This window comes from Variovorax sp. PvP013 (genome assembly GCF_050435945.1).
Taxonomy (GTDB): Bacteria; Pseudomonadota; Gammaproteobacteria; order Burkholderiales; family Burkholderiaceae_C; genus Variovorax.
Genome location: NZ_JBNDLF010000002.1, coordinates 43001 through 58431, shown reverse-complemented (window position 1 = coordinate 58431; position 15431 = coordinate 43001). Strand labels below are relative to the sequence as shown.

General features: G+C 68.1%; 14 protein-coding genes and 1 tRNA gene. 11 read left to right on the top strand and 4 right to left on the bottom strand.

The features are described 5' to 3' along the window. Positions 1-518 precede the first annotated feature (518 nt). Positions 519-1100 carry a transcription elongation factor GreB gene (gene greB, locus ABID77_RS08090; RefSeq protein ID WP_429593519.1) on the top strand — a complete coding sequence of 194 codons (582 nt, stop codon included), beginning with the start codon at positions 519-521 and terminating at the stop codon, positions 1098-1100. 44 nt (positions 1101-1144) lie between these two features. Here greB and ABID77_RS08085 read toward each other — a convergent pair whose 3' ends face one another. From ABID77_RS08085 to ABID77_RS08070, 4 genes are all read right to left on the bottom strand, one after another. Next, entirely contained in the window at positions 1145-3400 is a 2256-nt protein-coding gene (locus ABID77_RS08085; RefSeq protein WP_429593516.1) for a RelA/SpoT family protein, read from the bottom strand. A 93-nt stretch (positions 3401-3493) separates the two neighbouring features. Beyond that, on the bottom strand, positions 3494-3697 hold the full coding sequence (rpoZ, locus tag ABID77_RS08080) for a DNA-directed RNA polymerase subunit omega (protein WP_429593513.1): 204 nt from the start codon (positions 3695-3697) through the stop codon (positions 3494-3496). A gap of 38 nt (positions 3698-3735) precedes the next feature. After that, positions 3736-4356 carry a guanylate kinase gene (gene gmk, locus ABID77_RS08075; RefSeq protein WP_429594740.1) on the bottom strand — a complete coding sequence of 207 codons (621 nt, stop codon included), beginning with the start codon at positions 4354-4356 and terminating at the stop codon, positions 3736-3738. Between the two features lie 8 nt (positions 4357-4364). Then, complete coding sequence (locus tag ABID77_RS08070) at positions 4365-5282, bottom strand: YicC/YloC family endoribonuclease (protein WP_429593510.1); 918 nt, start codon at positions 5280-5282, stop codon at positions 4365-4367. A gap of 82 nt (positions 5283-5364) precedes the next feature. Here ABID77_RS08070 and ABID77_RS08065 point away from each other — a divergent pair, with 82 nt between their 5' ends. The 10 genes from ABID77_RS08065 to katG all read left to right on the top strand — a co-directional run bounded on the left by ABID77_RS08065 (position 5365) and on the right by katG (position 15410). Further along, the gene (locus ABID77_RS08065; RefSeq protein ID WP_429593507.1) at positions 5365-6372 is read left to right on the top strand and encodes a serine/threonine protein kinase; all 1008 of its coding nucleotides are present in this window, start codon (positions 5365-5367) and stop codon (positions 6370-6372) included. Then, positions 6369-7283, top strand: coding sequence for a PP2C family protein-serine/threonine phosphatase (locus tag ABID77_RS08060; RefSeq protein WP_429593504.1), 915 nt, complete (start codon positions 6369-6371; stop codon positions 7281-7283). The genes ABID77_RS08065 and ABID77_RS08060 overlap by 4 nt, the downstream gene beginning before the upstream one ends. A 43-nt stretch (positions 7284-7326) precedes the next feature. Then, positions 7327-8055 (top strand): ribonuclease PH, encoded by a 729-nt coding sequence (gene rph, locus ABID77_RS08055; RefSeq protein WP_429593501.1) that lies wholly within the window; start codon positions 7327-7329, stop codon positions 8053-8055. Positions 8056-8085: 30 nt separating this feature from the next. Then, positions 8086-8691, top strand: a complete 606-nt coding sequence (gene rdgB / locus ABID77_RS08050) for an RdgB/HAM1 family non-canonical purine NTP pyrophosphatase (RefSeq protein WP_429593498.1) — start codon at positions 8086-8088, stop codon at positions 8689-8691. Positions 8692-8803: 112 nt separating this feature from the next. Further along, complete coding sequence (hemW, locus tag ABID77_RS08045; RefSeq protein ID WP_429594737.1) at positions 8804-9988, top strand: radical SAM family heme chaperone HemW; 1185 nt, start codon at positions 8804-8806, stop codon at positions 9986-9988. An 81-nt stretch (positions 9989-10069) separates the two neighbouring features. Continuing rightward, positions 10070-10157, top strand: a tRNA-Ser gene (locus ABID77_RS08040). Beyond that, on the top strand, positions 10130-10441 hold the full coding sequence (locus tag ABID77_RS08035) for a hypothetical protein (protein WP_429593495.1): 312 nt from the start codon (positions 10130-10132) through the stop codon (positions 10439-10441). The genes ABID77_RS08040 and ABID77_RS08035 overlap by 28 nt, the downstream gene beginning before the upstream one ends. A gap of 12 nt (positions 10442-10453) precedes the next feature. Continuing rightward, complete coding sequence (locus ABID77_RS08030; RefSeq protein ID WP_429593493.1) at positions 10454-11758, top strand: CitMHS family transporter; 1305 nt, start codon at positions 10454-10456, stop codon at positions 11756-11758. A gap of 13 nt (positions 11759-11771) precedes the next feature. Continuing rightward, the gene (locus ABID77_RS08025; protein ID WP_429593490.1) at positions 11772-12938 is read left to right on the top strand and encodes an ABC transporter substrate-binding protein; all 1167 of its coding nucleotides are present in this window, start codon (positions 11772-11774) and stop codon (positions 12936-12938) included. Positions 12939-13160: 222 nt separating this feature from the next. After that, positions 13161-15410 (top strand): catalase/peroxidase HPI, encoded by a 2250-nt coding sequence (gene katG / locus ABID77_RS08020; protein ID WP_429593487.1) that lies wholly within the window; start codon positions 13161-13163, stop codon positions 15408-15410. The last annotated feature ends 21 nt before the right edge of the window (positions 15411-15431 follow it).

Sequence of the window (15431 nt, the reverse complement as noted above, 5' to 3'; positions counted from 1 at the left end):
GCCTGGGCCGACAGGGACATCACGGCGAGGGTGAGGGTCGCGGCACTCAGATGCACACACTTTAATACTTTCGACACTTAAGCGTCCTCTTGTTAGACAGAAAAGGAGTTTTTACGCGGGCTCTGTCCTACGTTCAACTCGTTTTTGTCCGACAACGTAATAAGCGATCGACGAAGTAACGAAGTGGCCCATGATTGCCCACGTGCCAAAGAGTTCCGCAAATATCGAATCATTTGAAAAAATGTTGCAATGCAGCAACATGCTCCTCGTAGAAACTCATATCGAAAAGTTCTTTGGTGATCCGAGCAACGATCGAACTTCCGGAATGCACGAATCTGAGACAAGTATGTTTGGAAACACTTTCATCCCGTGGACGCGGCGTCTGAACATCGACGACACAGACTGGTCGCATCGATTCGAACGAGTCCGGCGATGTGTCATCCGAGGGTGGCGTTCGGACCACCGGTCCGAATTCGTCGTCGGGACATGAGGACCTCGACGCGCGAGGGTGGATCGCGATGAACAAGGCCTTCACCAAGGAAACCGACGCCGATGTCGAGGACGACGGTCCCGAGGCCGCGGTTTCGCCATTGCCCGGCGGCGCCAAGAACTACGTCACGCCCCAGGGCTTCGCACGCTTGCGCGACGAATGGATCGCTCTGATGGACGTGGAGCGACCTCAGGTGGTCGAAGCGGTGCATTGGGCGGCCAAGAACGGTGACCGCTCGGAGAACGGCGACTACCTGTATGGCAAGAAACGCCTGCGCGAGATCGATCGACGCATCCGCTTCCTGGGCAAGCGCCTCGAGATCGCCGAGGTCACGGACCCCTCGGTGCATCACGGCAGCGATCAGGTCTTCTTCGGCGCCACCGTGCGCTATGCCGACGAGACCGGCGAGGAACGTAGCGTGACGATCCTGGGCGTCGACGAGGCCGACAGCACCCAGGCCCAGGTCAGTTGGATCTCGCCGATCGCCCGTTCGCTGCTCAAGTCGCGCGAAGGAGACGTCGTGAAGCTCGCGACGCCGGGCGGAACGCACGAGATCGAGATCCTGTCGGTGAGCTATCCGGCACCCGCCAACGCGGGCGCGGACGATTGAGTCACGGTTGCCGATCGATCCAGCGCCGCCGACGACACAGCCGTTCAGTTCGCCGGCACGACGCGTGTGGCCGAGAGCACCGACGTGGTCCGCCGAACCGCGCGCAGCACGGCCTCGAGGTGGGCATGGTCACGGACCGCGACGACGAAACGCAGGTCCAGCAGCTCCTGGGGTGTCTCGTCCGCCATCTCGACGTGCGTGATGTCGGCCTCGGCCGCGGTGAGCGTCGAGGCCACGCGCGCGAGCATGCCCTTGTCGTTGCGCACCGTGACCAGGATGCGCGTCTCGAAGGTGCGTACCGGCTCGTCGCTCCATTCCACCGCGAAGAAGCGTTCGCTGTCCTTGTAGCGCAACCGCTGGCCGACGCCGCAGGCTTCGGTATGCACGACCAGGCCTTCGCCATGACCCAGGTAGCCGACGATCGGATCGTCCGGAATGGGGCGGCAGCACAGCGCGAACCGTACCGACGAGTTCTCGCTGCCGTCGAGCGTCACGGCGCCCTGCGAGACCGTCTCGTGGGCCGTGAAGCGCTCGCGGCTGAGCATCAGCGCATCGGGCTTCTCGCCGCGCTCGGCCAGCAGGGCCATCAACCGCTTCGCGACGATGCTGGCCACGCGCTTGCCCAGGCCGATGTCGATCAACAGTTCGGACCGCGTGCGGCTGCCGGTGAAGCGCAGCAGCTTGTCCCAGATGGGCTGATGCTCGCCATCGTCGGCCGGCAGCCGCCCTAGGCCCTCGGCACGCAGGGCCTGCGCCAGCAGCTTCTCGCCCAGGCCCTCGGACTCGGCATGCGCCAGGGTCTTGAGGTAGTGACGGATCTTGGAGCGCGCGCGGCCCGTGCGCACGAAGCCGAGCCAGGCCGGATTGGGGGTCGACACGGGCGCGGTGATGACCTCCACCACGTCGCCGTTCTTCAGTTCCGTGCGCAGCGGCACCTGGTCGCCGTTGATGCGCGCGGCCGAGGTGTGGTCGCCGATGTTGCTGTGGATCGCGTAGGCAAAGTCGACCACCGTCGCGCCTCGCGGCAGCGCCATGATCTGGCTCTTGGGCGTGAAGACGTAGACCGCGTCCGGAAAGAGATCGACCTTGACGTGATCCCAGAATTCGGTGGCGTCGCGCGTCTCGTCCTGGATGTCGAGCAGCGACTGCAGCCACTTGGTGCCCAGGCGGTCGTTGCCGGCGGAACTCGGATCGGCCGCCTTGTAGAGCCAGTGCGCCGCCACGCCCGACTCCGCCACGACGTGCATGGCCTCGGTGCGCAGCTGGAACTCGACGTTCACGCTGGCCGGGCCCACGAGCGTCGTGTGCAGCGACTGGTAGCCGTTGAGCTTGGCGATCGCGATGTGGTCCTTGAACTTGCCCGGCAGGGGCTTGTACATCTGGTGGAGGATGCCGAGCCCGGTGTAGCAGCTGATGACGTTGGGCACGATCAGCCGGAAGCCGTAGATGTCGGTCACCTGCGCGAAGCTCAGGTGCTTGTCTTCCATCTTGCGATAGATCGAATAGAGCGTCTTCTCGCGTCCGGCGATGCGCACGCTCAGTTGGGCTTCGCCGAAAGCGGCTTCGACTTCGCGCTGCACTTTCTGGATCAGGTCGCGGCGTCGGCTGCGCGCCTTGGCCACGGCCTTGGCCAGGACGGAGTGGCGCCAGGGCCGCAGGTGGCGGAACGAGAGTTCCTGGAGTTCGCGATAGGTCTGGTTGAGTCCCAGGCGATAGGCGATGGGCGCGTAGATGTCCAGGGTCTCGCTGGAGATGCGGGTCCACTTCTCGCGCGGCGCATCGGCCAGGGTGCGCATGTTGTGGGTGCGGTCGGCCAGCTTGATCAGGATGACGCGCACGTCGCGCGCCATGGCCAGCAGCATCTTGCGGAACGACTCGGCCTGGTTCTCCTCGCGGGTGTCGAACTGGAGCTTGTCGAGCTTGGTCAAGCCGTCCACGAGTTCGGCGACCGGGGCACCGAAGCGCTCGATGAGTTCGGACTTGGTGACGCCGCAGTCTTCGATCGCGTCGTGCAGCAGGGCCGCCATGAGCGCTTGGGCGTCGAGCTTCCATTCGGCGCACTGGGCCGCGACCGCGATCGGGTGCGTGATGTAGGGCTCGCCGCTGTTGCGCAGCTGGCCCAGGTGGGCCTCGTCGGCGAAACGGTAGGCGCGGCGCACCATGTCCGTGTCGGCCGGGCTCAGGTAGTCGAGCCGGGCCGTCAGCGCGGCGAAGCTGGCCGCGGCGGCATTCAACGCCGCGGGGCTCGGCCGGGGTGCGCCATCGGACGCTTCTGACAGGGACTTCACAACCGCGCTCATGCCTTGCACTTTAGCGTGGGCCGCACGACGCCGCGTCCGGGCGTAAAAAAAGCACCGCCAGGCGGTGCTTATTCGTGAGGGAAGCCATCGGGTTCAGCCGGGGACCTTCTTGAGCATCTCGATGCCGATCTTGCCTTCGGCGATCTCGCGCAGGGCGGTGACCGCGGGCTTGTTCTTGCTCTCGATCTTGGGCGCGTGACCCTGGCTGAGCATCCGGGCGCGATAGGTCGCGGCCAGCACGAGCTGGAAGCGGTTGGGGATCTGCTCGAGGCAGTCTTCGACGGTGATGCGGGCCATGGGGTCTTCTTTCGAAAAGGGTCGGGGAGCGAGGACGTTCAGGGAATGTTCAATGCCGAGAAGGTGTCGGCACGCGCGCGGCGCTGGGCGGAGTACCGGAGGCGTTGCGCGTGGACGATGGCTTTCAGGTCGAAAAGCGCACGCTCGAATAGCTCGTTGATTATAACGAAGTCGAATTCCGCCGCGCGCGCCATCTCGTCGGCCGCGTTGCCCAGGCGCAGCTGGATGACGTCCGCGCTGTCCTCGCCGCGGCGCTCCAGGCGCGACCGCAGTTCTTCCCAGCTCGGCGGCAGGATGAAGATGAGGACGGCGTTCGAGAAGGTCTTGCGGATCTGGATGGCGCCCTGGAAGTCGATCTCCAGGATGACGTCGGCACCGAGGGCCACGCGTTCCTCGATGGCCTTCTTGGAGGTGCCGTAGCGCTGGCCGTGGACGTGCGCCCATTCCAGGAACACGTCGGACTCGACCATCGCGTCGAACTCGGGCTGCGAGACGAAGAAGTATTCGCGGCCGTGCTTTTCCTGGCCGCGCGGCGCGCGCGTGGTGTGCGAGACCGACGGCTGCACCGCCGAGTCGAGTTCCATCAGGGCCTTGACCAGGCTCGATTTGCCCGCGCCGCTGGGCGCCGCGACCACGAAGAGGTTGCCGGGGTAGTCCATGCGCGCCTTCATTCGATGTTCTGGACCTGTTCGCGCATCTGTTCGATCGACACCTTCATGTCGACGCCGATGTGCGTCAGTTCCAGGGCCGCGGACTTGGAGCCCAGCGTGTTGGCTTCGCGATGCAACTCCTGGATCAGGAAGTCCAGGCGCTTGCCGACCTCGCCGCCCTTGTGCAGCAGACGCTCGATCTCGTCGAGGTGCGAGCCCAGGCGCGCCAATTCCTCGGCGACGTCGATGCGGATCGCGAAGGCCGTGGCCTCGGTCAGGGCGCGGTCCTGCGCGGCTTCGGGCAGCGTGCCGCCGGTCAGGCCCATGGCCTCCTGCCAACGCTCCAGGAAACGGGTGCGCTGCTGTTCGACCAGCTTCGGGACGAGCGGGGCGGCCTGGGCGGTCAGTTCGCGGAGTTGCTTCAGATGGCCGCGCAGCATGTCGGCCAGACGCGCGCCTTCGCGTTCGCGCGCGGCCAGCAGGCTCTCCAGAGCCTGGCGGGTCACGTCGAGCAGGTCGACGCCCGCGTCGGCCCGGGTCGACGCATCGCCGTTCGCGGCCAGGCGCAGCACGTCGGCCACGCTCAGTTCGCGTGCGGCGGGCAGCCAGGCGCGGATGTTGTCCTGCACGCCGTTGAGGCGCTGCAGGAGGCGGGTGGAGGGTTCGGCGACGCCGGCTGGCGCGAGGCTCTCGAGCGCGGCACGCAACTCGACCTTGCCGCGCTTGAGGCGCGAGGAAAGCAGCTCGCGCAGGGCGCCTTCGTGCTGGCGCAACTCCTCCGGAAGCTTGAATGTCAGGTCGAGGAAGCGGCTGTTGACCGATCGGATCTCGACGCCCAGACGGCCGATGTTCGGGGGCCGGGATTCGGTTTCTGGCTGGGTGGCAACGGGTCCGTTCTGGCCGTTGGCATAGCCGGTCATGCTGTAAACTGGCATCTCGCCTCACTGTGATTTGTAGCCTGCGCCGGGGCGGCGGCACCACTGCCCTCGGATTGCCCTTCGGCGAAACTCCCGGATTATGTCAAAGGTCAAACCTTCGCCCCTGTTGCCGGACACGGCCATCGGCGATTACCGCATCGTGCGCCGGCTGTCGGCAGGAGGATTCGGTGTCGTCTACCTGGCCGTGGACCGCGAAGGGCAGCAGGTGGCGATCAAGGAGTATCTGCCGTCGTCGCTGGCCACCCGCGGCATTGGCGAACTGGCGCCCCAGGTGCCGCCGGAAAAGCTCTCGCTCTACCGGCTCGGCCTCAAGAGCTTCTTCGAGGAAGGCCGCTCGCTGGCGCAGATCTCCCATGCCTCGGTCGTGAGCGTGCTCAACTTCTTCCGCGAGAACGAGACCGTCTACATGGTCATGAACTACCTGGAGGGCGCGACCCTGCAGGACTTCATCGTCACCGCGCGCGACCTGCGCAAGCAGAAGGTGTTCCGCGAATCGACCATCCGATCGCTGTTCGACGAGATCCTGCGCGGCCTGCGCATCGTGCATCAGCACAAGATGCTGCACTTGGACATCAAGCCGGCGAATGTGTTCGTGACCGACGACGACCGCGCCGTGATGATCGACTTCGGCGCCGCCCGGGAGGTGCTGTCCAAAGAGGGCAACTTCATCCGTCCGATGTACACGCCCGGCTTCGCCGCGCCGGAGATGTACCGCCGCGACTCGTCGATGGGGCCCTGGACCGACATCTACGCGATCGGCGCCTGCATGTACGCCTGCATGCAGGGCTATCCGCCCAACGACGCGCCCCAGCGCATCGAGAAGGACCGTCTCGGCCTGTCGCTCTCGCGGCTGCGCGGCATCTACTCGGACAACCTGATCGAGGTCGTCGAGTGGTGCATGTCGCTCGATCCGCTGTCGCGGCCGCAGTCGGTCTTCGCGCTGCAGAAGGAGCTCAGCCGCGACGGCGAGCGCCGCTACAGCAAGCTCACCGTCGGCGAGAAGATGCGCCTGTCGATCGACAACATGCGTTCGCTCGACAAGAAGAGCCTGCCCAAGACACCCGCACCCACGACGCAACCGCCATGAAGTTCTCCGTCTTCCAGGTCACCCGTCGCGGGGGCCGCGTCAAGAACGAGGACCGCATGGGCTACTGCTACACGCGCGAATCGGGCCTGTTCCTGCTGGCCGACGGCATGGGCGGGCATCCCGAGGGGGAGGTGGCCGCGCAGATGGCGCTGCAGACCATCGCGGCCCTGTTCCAGCGCGAGGCGCGGCCTGTGCTCAAGGACGTGACGTCCTTCCTGGCGTCGGCCACCATGACGGCGCACCAGCAGATCATGCGGTACGCGGGCAACCGGGGCATGCTCGACACCCCGCGCACCACGCTCGTGGCGGCCGTCATCCAGGGCGGCCACGCGACGTGGCTGCATTGCGGCGACTCGCGACTCTACCTGGTGCGCGACGGCGTGATGATCAAGCGCACGCGCGACCATTCGCATGCCGAGCGGCCGCGCCCGGGCAGTTCGCCCGAGCAGATCAACCGCAACCTGCTGCTGACCTGCCTGGGCTCGCCCACGCCGCCGGTGTTCGACATCTCGGCGCCGATGCCGCTGCTGCACGGCGACCGCCTCATGCTGTGCTCCGACGGCGTCTGGGGCGTGCTCGACGACGCGCTCATCGTGCACACGCTGTCCTCGGGCAAGCCGGTCTCGGACGCCGCGCCGGACCTGGCGGAACTGGCGTTGCGCCGGGGCGGCGCGCACAGCGACAACGTCACGCTCGTGGCCATCGAGTGGGAGACGTCCGGCTCGGTCGGTGGCGCCCCTGCGGCGCGGGGCGTGTCCACCGACAGCATCAACGACGGCGTCTTCGCCTCCACCATCCAGGCCGGCATCCCCGCCGATCACGAACTCGACGACCTCGACGAGGACACGATCGAGCGCTCGATCGCGGAGATCAACGAGGCCATCCGGCGCTCGGCGGCACGCAAGGCCTGAGCCGCGCGCCGCTCCTTCTTCCTTTCTTTCTTCTCTTCTCGACATGACCGATTTCATCCGCAGCGGCCAGCGCGCCGCCGACCAGCTGCGCCCGGTGCGCATCACCCGGGGCTTCACCATCCACGCCGAGGGCTCGGTGCTTATCGAGTTCGGCCAGACGCGCGTGCTGTGCACCGCCTCGGTCGAGGAGAAGGTGCCGCCGCACAAGAAGGGCAGCGGCGAGGGCTGGGTGACCGCCGAGTACGGCATGCTGCCGCGCGCCACCCACACGCGCGGCAGCCGCGAGGCCGCCAAGGGCAAGCAGAGCGGCCGCACGCAGGAGATCCAGCGCCTCATCGGCCGTTCCATGCGCGCCGTGTTCGACCTGGCGGCGCTGGGCGAGCGCACCATCCACCTCGACTGCGACGTGCTGCAGGCCGATGGCGGCACCCGCACCGCCGCGATCACCGGCGCCTTCGTCGCGGCGCAGGACGCCGTCGCCAAGCTGCTGGCCGCCGGCCTGATCGCCGCGTCGCCCATCCGGGAGAGCGTGGCGGCCATCTCCGTGGGCATCGTGGACGGCACGCCGCTGCTCGACCTCGAATACGTCGAGGACTCGGCCTGCGACACCGACATGAACGTCGTCATGACCGGCGCCGGCGATTTCGTCGAGGTGCAGGGCACGGCCGAGGGCGCGGCGTTCACGCGTGCCGAGATGAATGCGCTGCTCGACCTGGCCGCCAAGGGCATCGGCGAACTCGTCGAACTGCAGCGCCGGGCGCTGGCGGCCTGAGGCACGGCGATCGATCGTCCAGTACCGCCCATGAAGCTCGTCCTCGCCTCCAACAACGCCGGCAAGCTCGCCGAACTGCAGCCCCTGCTGGCGCCGCTCGGCTTCGAGCTGGTGCGCCAGTCCGACCTGGGCGTGGGCGAGGCGGCCGAGCCGTTCCGCACCTTCGTCGAGAACGCGCTGGCCAAGGCGCGCCACGCCTCGGCCGCGACCGGCCTGCCGGCCATCGCCGACGACGCGGGCTTGTGCGTCGAGGCCTTCGGCGGCCTGCCCGGCGTCGACACCGCCTACTACGCGACCCGCTTCGGCTATGCCAAGGGCGACGCCAACAACGTGCGCGCCCTGCTCGAGCAGATGGCCGGCATCGACAACCGCCGTGCCGCGCTCGTCAGCACGCTGGTCGCGCTGCGCCGCGCCGACGATCCGGAGCCATTGGTGGCCGTCGGCCGGGCGCCCGGCGAGATCGCGCGCGAGCCGGTCGGCGAGAACGGCTTCGGCTTCGATCCGGTGATGTTCCTGCCGCAGTTCGGCCGCACCTTCGCGCAGCTGTCGCCGGAGGTCAAGAACGCCAACAGCCACCGCGGCCAGGCCGCGCGCGCCATGGTCGAGCTCATGCGCAACGCGTGGCGCACGCGATGAGCCGCCGCATCGAGCCCGCATCGTGAGCATCCCGATCCAGCGCCTGGACGCCGCCGAAACCGGCGCCGACGCGGCCGGCGGCGCGGCGCGCGCCAACGACGTGCTGCACCACATGCGGCCCGGGCCGCTGCAGCTCGCCGCGCTGCCGTCGCTGTCGCTCTACGTGCACCTGCCCTGGTGCCTGCGCAAATGCCCGTACTGCGACTTCAATTCGCACGAATGGCGCGGCGGCGGCGACACGCTGTCGATCCCCGAGTCGCGCTACCTCGACGCCCTGGTGGCCGATCTCGACGCGGCATTGCCGCTCGTCTGGGGCCGCACGGTGCACACGATCTTCATCGGCGGCGGCACGCCCAGCCTGTTCTCGCCGGCGGCCATCGACCGCCTGCTGGGCGACCTGCGCGCACGCCTGAAGCTCGCGCCCGACTGCGAGATCACGCTGGAGGCCAATCCCGGCACCTTCGAGCGCGACCGCTTCCGCGCCTACCGCGCCGCCGGCGTGACGCGGCTGTCGGTGGGGGTGCAGAGCTTCAACGACGAGCACCTGAAGGCGCTCGGCCGCGTGCACGACGGCGCGCAGGCGATCGCCGCGGTCGAGGAGGCGGCCAGCGCCTTCGACACCTTCAACCTCGACCTCATGTACGCGCTGCCGGGCCAGACATCCGCGCAGCTCGAGGCCGACCTCGACCAGGCCCTGGCGCTGGCGCCGCCGCACCTGTCGGTCTATCACCTGACCATCGAGCCCAATACCTATTTCGCCAAGTTCCCGCCGATCGTGCCGGAGGACGACACCGCCTACGACATGCTCGACCGCATCACCGAGCGCACCGGCGCGCAGGGCCTGTCGCGCTACGAGGTGTCGGCCTATGCGCGCGACGGCCACCGCTGCGCGCACAACCTGAACTACTGGCAGTTCGGCGACTACCTGGGCATCGGTGCCGGCGCGCACAGCAAGCTCAGCTTCGCGCACCGCGTGCTGCGGCAGGTGCGTCTGCGCGATCCCGTGCGCTACATGGAGGGCGCGCTCGCGGGCGCGGCCGTCGCGCGCAGCGACGACGTCGCCCTGGCCGACCTGCCGTTCGAATTCATGCTCAACGCATTGCGCCTGAAGGACGGCTTCACGCTGGCGCAGTTCGGTGAGCGCACGGGCCTGTCGATCGCGTCCATCCAGCGCCCGCTGGAGGAGGCCGAGCGCAAGGGCCTGCTCGCGCGCGACCTGTGGCACGCCTGGCCGACCGAGCGCGGGCTCGACTTCCTCAACGACCTGCAGGCGCTGTTCCTGTCGGACGCGGGCTGAGCGCCGCCGCAATCGTCCCGCCGCCTGCGCGTTCCCGGTCCCGCTAGAATCGCCGGCTGCCTCCGCCACCCGGGGGGCTCCGGAGAGTTGGGTGAGTGGTTTAAACCAGCAGTCTTGAAAACTGCCGACGGGCGACCGTCCGTGAGTTCGAATCTCACACTCTCCGCCATCGATCGCCGCTCCATGTCCGCAACGGGCATCCGCCTTCAGCACGATCGAAGCCCGATCCATCCTTCAGCAAGGCAGCAACCGACAAATGATGCGTGGTTTGTAGACCGAAAGGTCGCATGGATCGTCGCGACCGTCTCCGGCTGCGTTTACGATCCTCGCCTGTTCGCGCAGGTCGGGCTGCGCGTGATCGAGATCGACGATTTCCTTGCATCGCAGTGGCCGGGACAAGGCCATTCGCGCCGCGGTCCCCGCTCCCTGGTCCGCGGCTCCAACCATCGATAGAAGAAGTACAACATGCTGACTGCACTCGCCTACGCCATGATCCTCGTGTTCATGGCGCTGATCATGACCAAGCGCCTGTCGGCGATGGTGGCGCTGATCATGGTTCCCATCGTCTTCGGCCTGATCGGCGGGTTCGGCATGGGGCTCGGGCCGATGATGCTCGACGGCATCAAGAAGCTCGCGCCCACCGGCGTGATGCTGATGTTCGCGATCCTGTACTTCGGCATCATGATCGACGCCGGGCTGTTCGATCCGGCGGTGCGCTGGATCCTCAAGCTGGTGGGCAACGACCCGACCAAGATCGTCATGGGCACCTTCGTGCTGGCGACCTGCGTCTCGCTCGACGGCGACGGCTCCACCACCTACATGATCACCTGCGCGGCCATGCTGCCGCTGTACCGCCGGCTGGGCATCAGCCGGCTGGTGCTGACCTGCGTGATCATGATGGCCGGCGGCAACATGAACATCCTGCCCTGGGGCGGTCCGACCGCGCGCGCGGCCAGCGCCCTGGGCGTGGACGTCGGCCAGCTGTTCGTGCCGATGATCCTGCCGATGGTCATCACCGGCGCCTGGGGGTTGATGGTGGCCTTCTGGCTCGGCCGGCGCGAGAAGCGCCGCCTGGGCGCCATCGACTTTTCCGCGATGCACGACACCACGGGCGACGACGGCATCGCCGTGTCCTCGGTGGCGCGTCCCGGCCTGATCTGGGTCAACCTGGCCCTGACGATCGGCCTGATGGTGCTGCTGATCATGGGCGTCTTCCCGCTGCAGGTGCTGTTCATGGTGGCCGCGGCGATCGCGCTGATGATCAACTACCCGCGCCTGGAGCAGCAGAAGGACCGGCTGGAGGCGCACGCCGCCAACATCGTGCCGGTGGTGGCGCTGATCTTCGCGGCCGGCATCTTCGTGGGCATCCTCTCGGGCACCAAGATGGTCGACGCCATCGCGGCCAGCGTGATCGCCGGCCTGCCCAACTGGCTGGAGCCCTACCTGGCGGTGGTCACGGCGGTCCTGAGCGTGCCCTTCACCTTCTTCATCTCCAACGACGCGTTCTACTTCGGCATCCTGCCGATCCTGGCCAAGGCCGGGGCGGTGCACGGCTTCACGGCCGCCGAGATCGGCCGCGCCTCGCTCATCGGCCAGCAGGTGCACCTGCTGAGTCCGCTGGTCGCCTCGACCTACCTGCTGGTCGGGCTGGCCAAGGTGGAGTTCGGCGACCACCAGCGCTTCACGCTGCTGTGGGCGATGTCGGCGGCGGTGGTCATGCTGGTCGCGACGCTGCTGCTGGGGGTGATCCCGCTGGTGCGTTTCGGCTGAGCCGGGAGTCGAGATGACCAAGCACACCTTTCAGGATCCGCGCGGGGTCGCCACGCGCCGCGCCGCGCTGCGGGGGCTGATCGCCCTCGGCGCGAGCCCGCTCGCCGTTGCCCAGAACACCGACGAACTGCTCGACTTCTCGCCGCGCGCCCGGCCGCCCGCGGGCTACGCGCCGGCCTACGCCGCCATCGTGCGCGCCGCCGAGGACGAAGGCCGGCTGGTCATCTACTCGACCACCGACGCGAGCGTCGCCCAGCCGCTGCTGCGCGACTTCCAGACGCTGTACCCGCGCATCGCCGTGGAGTACGAGGACCTCACCAGCACCGAGCTGCACCACCGCTTCGTCGCGGAGACCCAGCTCGGCCGCGACACCGCCGACGTGCTGTGGAGCTCGGCCATGGACCTGCAGGTCAGCCTGGTCGAGCAGGACTACGCACTGACCTACGCCTCGCCCGAGGGCGCCGCCCTGCCGGACTGGGCCCGCCTGCGCGACCAGGCCTGGGCCACGACCTTCGAGCCGATCGTCATGGCCTACAACAAGAAGCTGGTGCCCCGGCCGCCGCGCACGCACGCCGAGTTCGCCGAGCTGCTGGAGCGCACGCCGGCGCTCAAGGGCAAGGTGATCACGTACGACGTCGAGAAGTCCGGCCTGGGCTTCCTGCTGGCGGCGCAGGACGCGCGCGCGACGCCGGCGTTCTGGGACGTGGCGCGCGCCCTGGGCCGCGCCGACGTGCGTTTCGCCGCCACCACCTCGACGATGCTCGGCCGGGTGGCCAGCGGCCGCGAAGCCATCGCCTACAACGTGCTGGGCGCCTATGCGCTGGCCCAGGCGCGGCGCAATCCGGAGATCGGCGTGGTGTTCCCGAGCGACCACACGCTGGTGCTGTCGCGGCTGCAGCTGATCGCGCGGCGCGCCGCCCGGCCCAACGCGGCGCGGCTGTGGCTGGACTACACGCTGTCGCAGCGCGGCCAGGCATTGATCGAGCGCCAGGGCATCTACGCCGTCCGTGCGGACGTCAAGGGCGAGGCCACGGCGGCGCAGCTGTCGCGACAGCTCGGCGCGACGCTCAGGCCGATCGTGCCCGGCGCGGACCTCACGCACGACCTGCGGCCGGATGCCTATCGGGACTTCATCCGCCGCTGGCGCAGCGCGCTCGGACAGCCGCTGCGCGGCGCCTGAGTCCGCATCGACCGGGCCAGAGACTCCGGGCCCGTTCGACGCCGTGCGGATGCCCGGGGGCGAATGCGAAAGCGTTCGCCCGGCGCGTCGACCCGGTGAGGACGGCGCCGGCCTTGTCAGCCGACGCCGCTTCTATGGCCGGCATGCAGCGTGCCTATTCGCTTCCGCCATGCTTATGGGACAGAATTTGAATCCCATTCCCTGCATGACGGAGCTCCCCACATGGACAAAGACAAGACCGAAGCGAAGTGCCCATTCAATCAGGCGGCGGGCGCCGGCACGAGCAACCGCGACTGGTGGCCTCAGCAACTGCGTCTGGACCTGCTGCATCAGCATTCGTCGAAGTCGAACCCGATGGACGGGGATTTCGACTACGCGGAAGCCTTCAAGAGCCTCGACCTGGCCGCCGTCAAGGCCGACCTCGCGGCCCTCATGACCGACTCGCAGGACTGGTGGCCGGCCGACTTCGGCCATTACGGCCCGCTGTTCATCCGCATGGCCTGGCACAGTGCCGGCACCTACCGCATCGGCGACGGCCGGGGCGGCGCCGGCCGTGGTCAGCAGCGTTTCGCGCCGCTCAACAGCTGGCCCGACAACGTGAGCCTGGACAAGGCCCGCCGCCTGCTCTGGCCGATCAAGCAGAAGTACGGCAACAAGATCTCCTGGGCCGACCTGCTGGTCCTGACGGGCAACGTCGCGCTCGAGACCATGGGCTTCAAGACCTTCGGCTTCGCCGGCGGCCGCGCCGACGTGTGGGAACCCGACCAGGACGTGTACTGGGGCCGCGAGGACAAGTGGCTCGGCGGCGACAAGCGCTATTCGCGCGGCTCGCCGGGCGTCGAGGGCCACGGCGTGATCGACAAGGACGACGACAGCGAGGTCACCCACTCGCGCGACCTGGAGAACCCGCTGGCCGCCGTGCAGATGGGCCTGATCTACGTCAACCCCGAAGGCCCGGACGGCAAACCCGACCCGGTCGCCTCGGCCCGCGACATCCGCGACACCTTCGGCCGCATGGCGATGGGCGACGAGGAGACCGTGGCACTGATCGCCGGCGGCCACACCTTCGGCAAGACTCACGGCGCGGGCCCGTCCGAGAACGTGGCGCACGAACCCGAAGCCGCCGGCATTGAGGCGCAGGGCTTCGGCTGGCACAACAGCTTCGGCACCGGCAAGGGCGCCGACACCATCACCAGCGGCTTGGAAGTCACCTGGACCACCAAGCCGACGCAGTGGACCAACGAGTACCTCGAGATCCTGTTCGGCAACGAATGGGAGCTGACCAAGAGCCCGGCCGGCGCCCACCAGTGGGTGGCCAAGGACTCGCAGGAGATCATCCCGCACGCGCACGACCCGTCGAAGAAGCTCAGGCCCACCATGCTGACCTCCGACATCGCGCTGCGTGCCGATCCGGTCTACGAGAAGATCTCGCGCCGCTTCCTGGAGAACCCCGACCAGTTCGCCGACGCCTTCGCCCGCGCCTGGTTCAAGCTCACCCACCGCGACATGGGTCCGCGCGTGCGCTACCTGGGCCCGGAAGTGCCGGCCGAGGAACTCATCTGGCAGGACCCGATCCCCGCCGTCGACCACCCGCTGATCGACGCGCAGGACGTCCAGGCGCTCAAGGACAAGGTCCTGGCCTCGGGCCTGAGCGTCGCCGAGCTGGTGTCGACCGCCTGGGCGTCGGCCTCCACCTTCCGCGGTTCCGACAAGCGAGGCGGCGCCAACGGCGCGCGCATCCGCCTCGCGCCTCAGAAGGACTGGGCCGTCAACCAGCCGGCGCAGCTGTCCAAGGTGCTGCAGGTCCTCGAAGGCATCCGCGGCGAGTTCAACGGCGCGTCGTCGGGCGGCAAGCAGGTGTCGCTGGCCGATCTGATCGTGCTGGCGGGCAACGCCGGCGTCGAGAAAGCGGCGCGCGACGCCGGCCGCGAGGTCGAGGTGCCGTTCGCGCCCGGCCGCGCGGATGCTTCGCAGGAACAGACCGACGTCGAGTCCTTCGAACCGCTAGAGCCGGCCGCCGACGGCTTCCGCAACTACACCCGGGCGAACTTCAGCGTGCCCGCCGAGGTGCTGCTGGTCGACAAGGCGCAGCTGCTGACGCTGACCGCGCCCGAGATGACGGTGCTCGTGGGCGGCCTGCGCGTGCTCGGCGCCAACGCCGGCCAGACGCCGCACGGCGTCCTCACGCAAAAGCCCGGCACGCTGACCAACGACTTCTTCGTCAACCTGCTCGACATGGGCACGGAGTGGAAGGCGATCGCGGGCCAGCACCAGCAGTACGAGGGCCGCGACCGCAAGACCGGCGAAGCCCGCTGGACCGGTACCCGTGCCGACCTGGTCTTCGGCTCGAACGCGGTCCTGCGTGCCGTCGCCGAGGTCTACGCCAGCGCCGACGGCCAGCAGAAGTTCGTCGACGACTTCGTCGCCGCCTGGACCAAGGTCATGAACCTGGACCGCTTCGACCTCGCCTGAGCCGGCGCGACGGTCACATGC

Excerpts from the sequence above, each read along its gene's own strand:
- ABID77_RS08065 (WP_429593507.1), top strand. The coding sequence starts at position 5,365 with ATGTCAAAGGTCAAACCTTCGCCCCTGTTGCCGGACACGGCCATCGGC.
- ABID77_RS08025 (WP_429593490.1), top strand. The coding sequence starts at position 11,772 with ATGACCAAGCACACCTTTCAGGATCCGCGCGGGGTCGCCACGCGCCGC.
- katG (WP_429593487.1), top strand. The coding sequence starts at position 13,161 with ATGGACAAAGACAAGACCGAAGCGAAGTGCCCATTCAATCAGGCGGCG.
- gmk (WP_429594740.1), bottom strand. The coding sequence starts at position 4,356 with ATGGACTACCCCGGCAACCTCTTCGTGGTCGCGGCGCCCAGCGGCGCG.
- hemW (WP_429594737.1), top strand. The coding sequence starts at position 8,804 with ATGCGGCCCGGGCCGCTGCAGCTCGCCGCGCTGCCGTCGCTGTCGCTC.
- greB (WP_429593519.1), top strand. The coding sequence starts at position 519 with ATGAACAAGGCCTTCACCAAGGAAACCGACGCCGATGTCGAGGACGAC.
- rph (WP_429593501.1), top strand. The coding sequence starts at position 7,327 with ATGACCGATTTCATCCGCAGCGGCCAGCGCGCCGCCGACCAGCTGCGC.
- rdgB (WP_429593498.1), top strand. The coding sequence starts at position 8,086 with ATGAAGCTCGTCCTCGCCTCCAACAACGCCGGCAAGCTCGCCGAACTG.
- ABID77_RS08085 (WP_429593516.1), bottom strand. The coding sequence starts at position 3,400 with ATGAGCGCGGTTGTGAAGTCCCTGTCAGAAGCGTCCGATGGCGCACCC.
- ABID77_RS08060 (WP_429593504.1), top strand. The coding sequence starts at position 6,369 with ATGAAGTTCTCCGTCTTCCAGGTCACCCGTCGCGGGGGCCGCGTCAAG.
- rpoZ (WP_429593513.1), bottom strand. The coding sequence starts at position 3,697 with ATGGCCCGCATCACCGTCGAAGACTGCCTCGAGCAGATCCCCAACCGC.
- ABID77_RS08030 (WP_429593493.1), top strand. The coding sequence starts at position 10,454 with ATGCTGACTGCACTCGCCTACGCCATGATCCTCGTGTTCATGGCGCTG.
- ABID77_RS08070 (WP_429593510.1), bottom strand. The coding sequence starts at position 5,282 with ATGCCAGTTTACAGCATGACCGGCTATGCCAACGGCCAGAACGGACCC.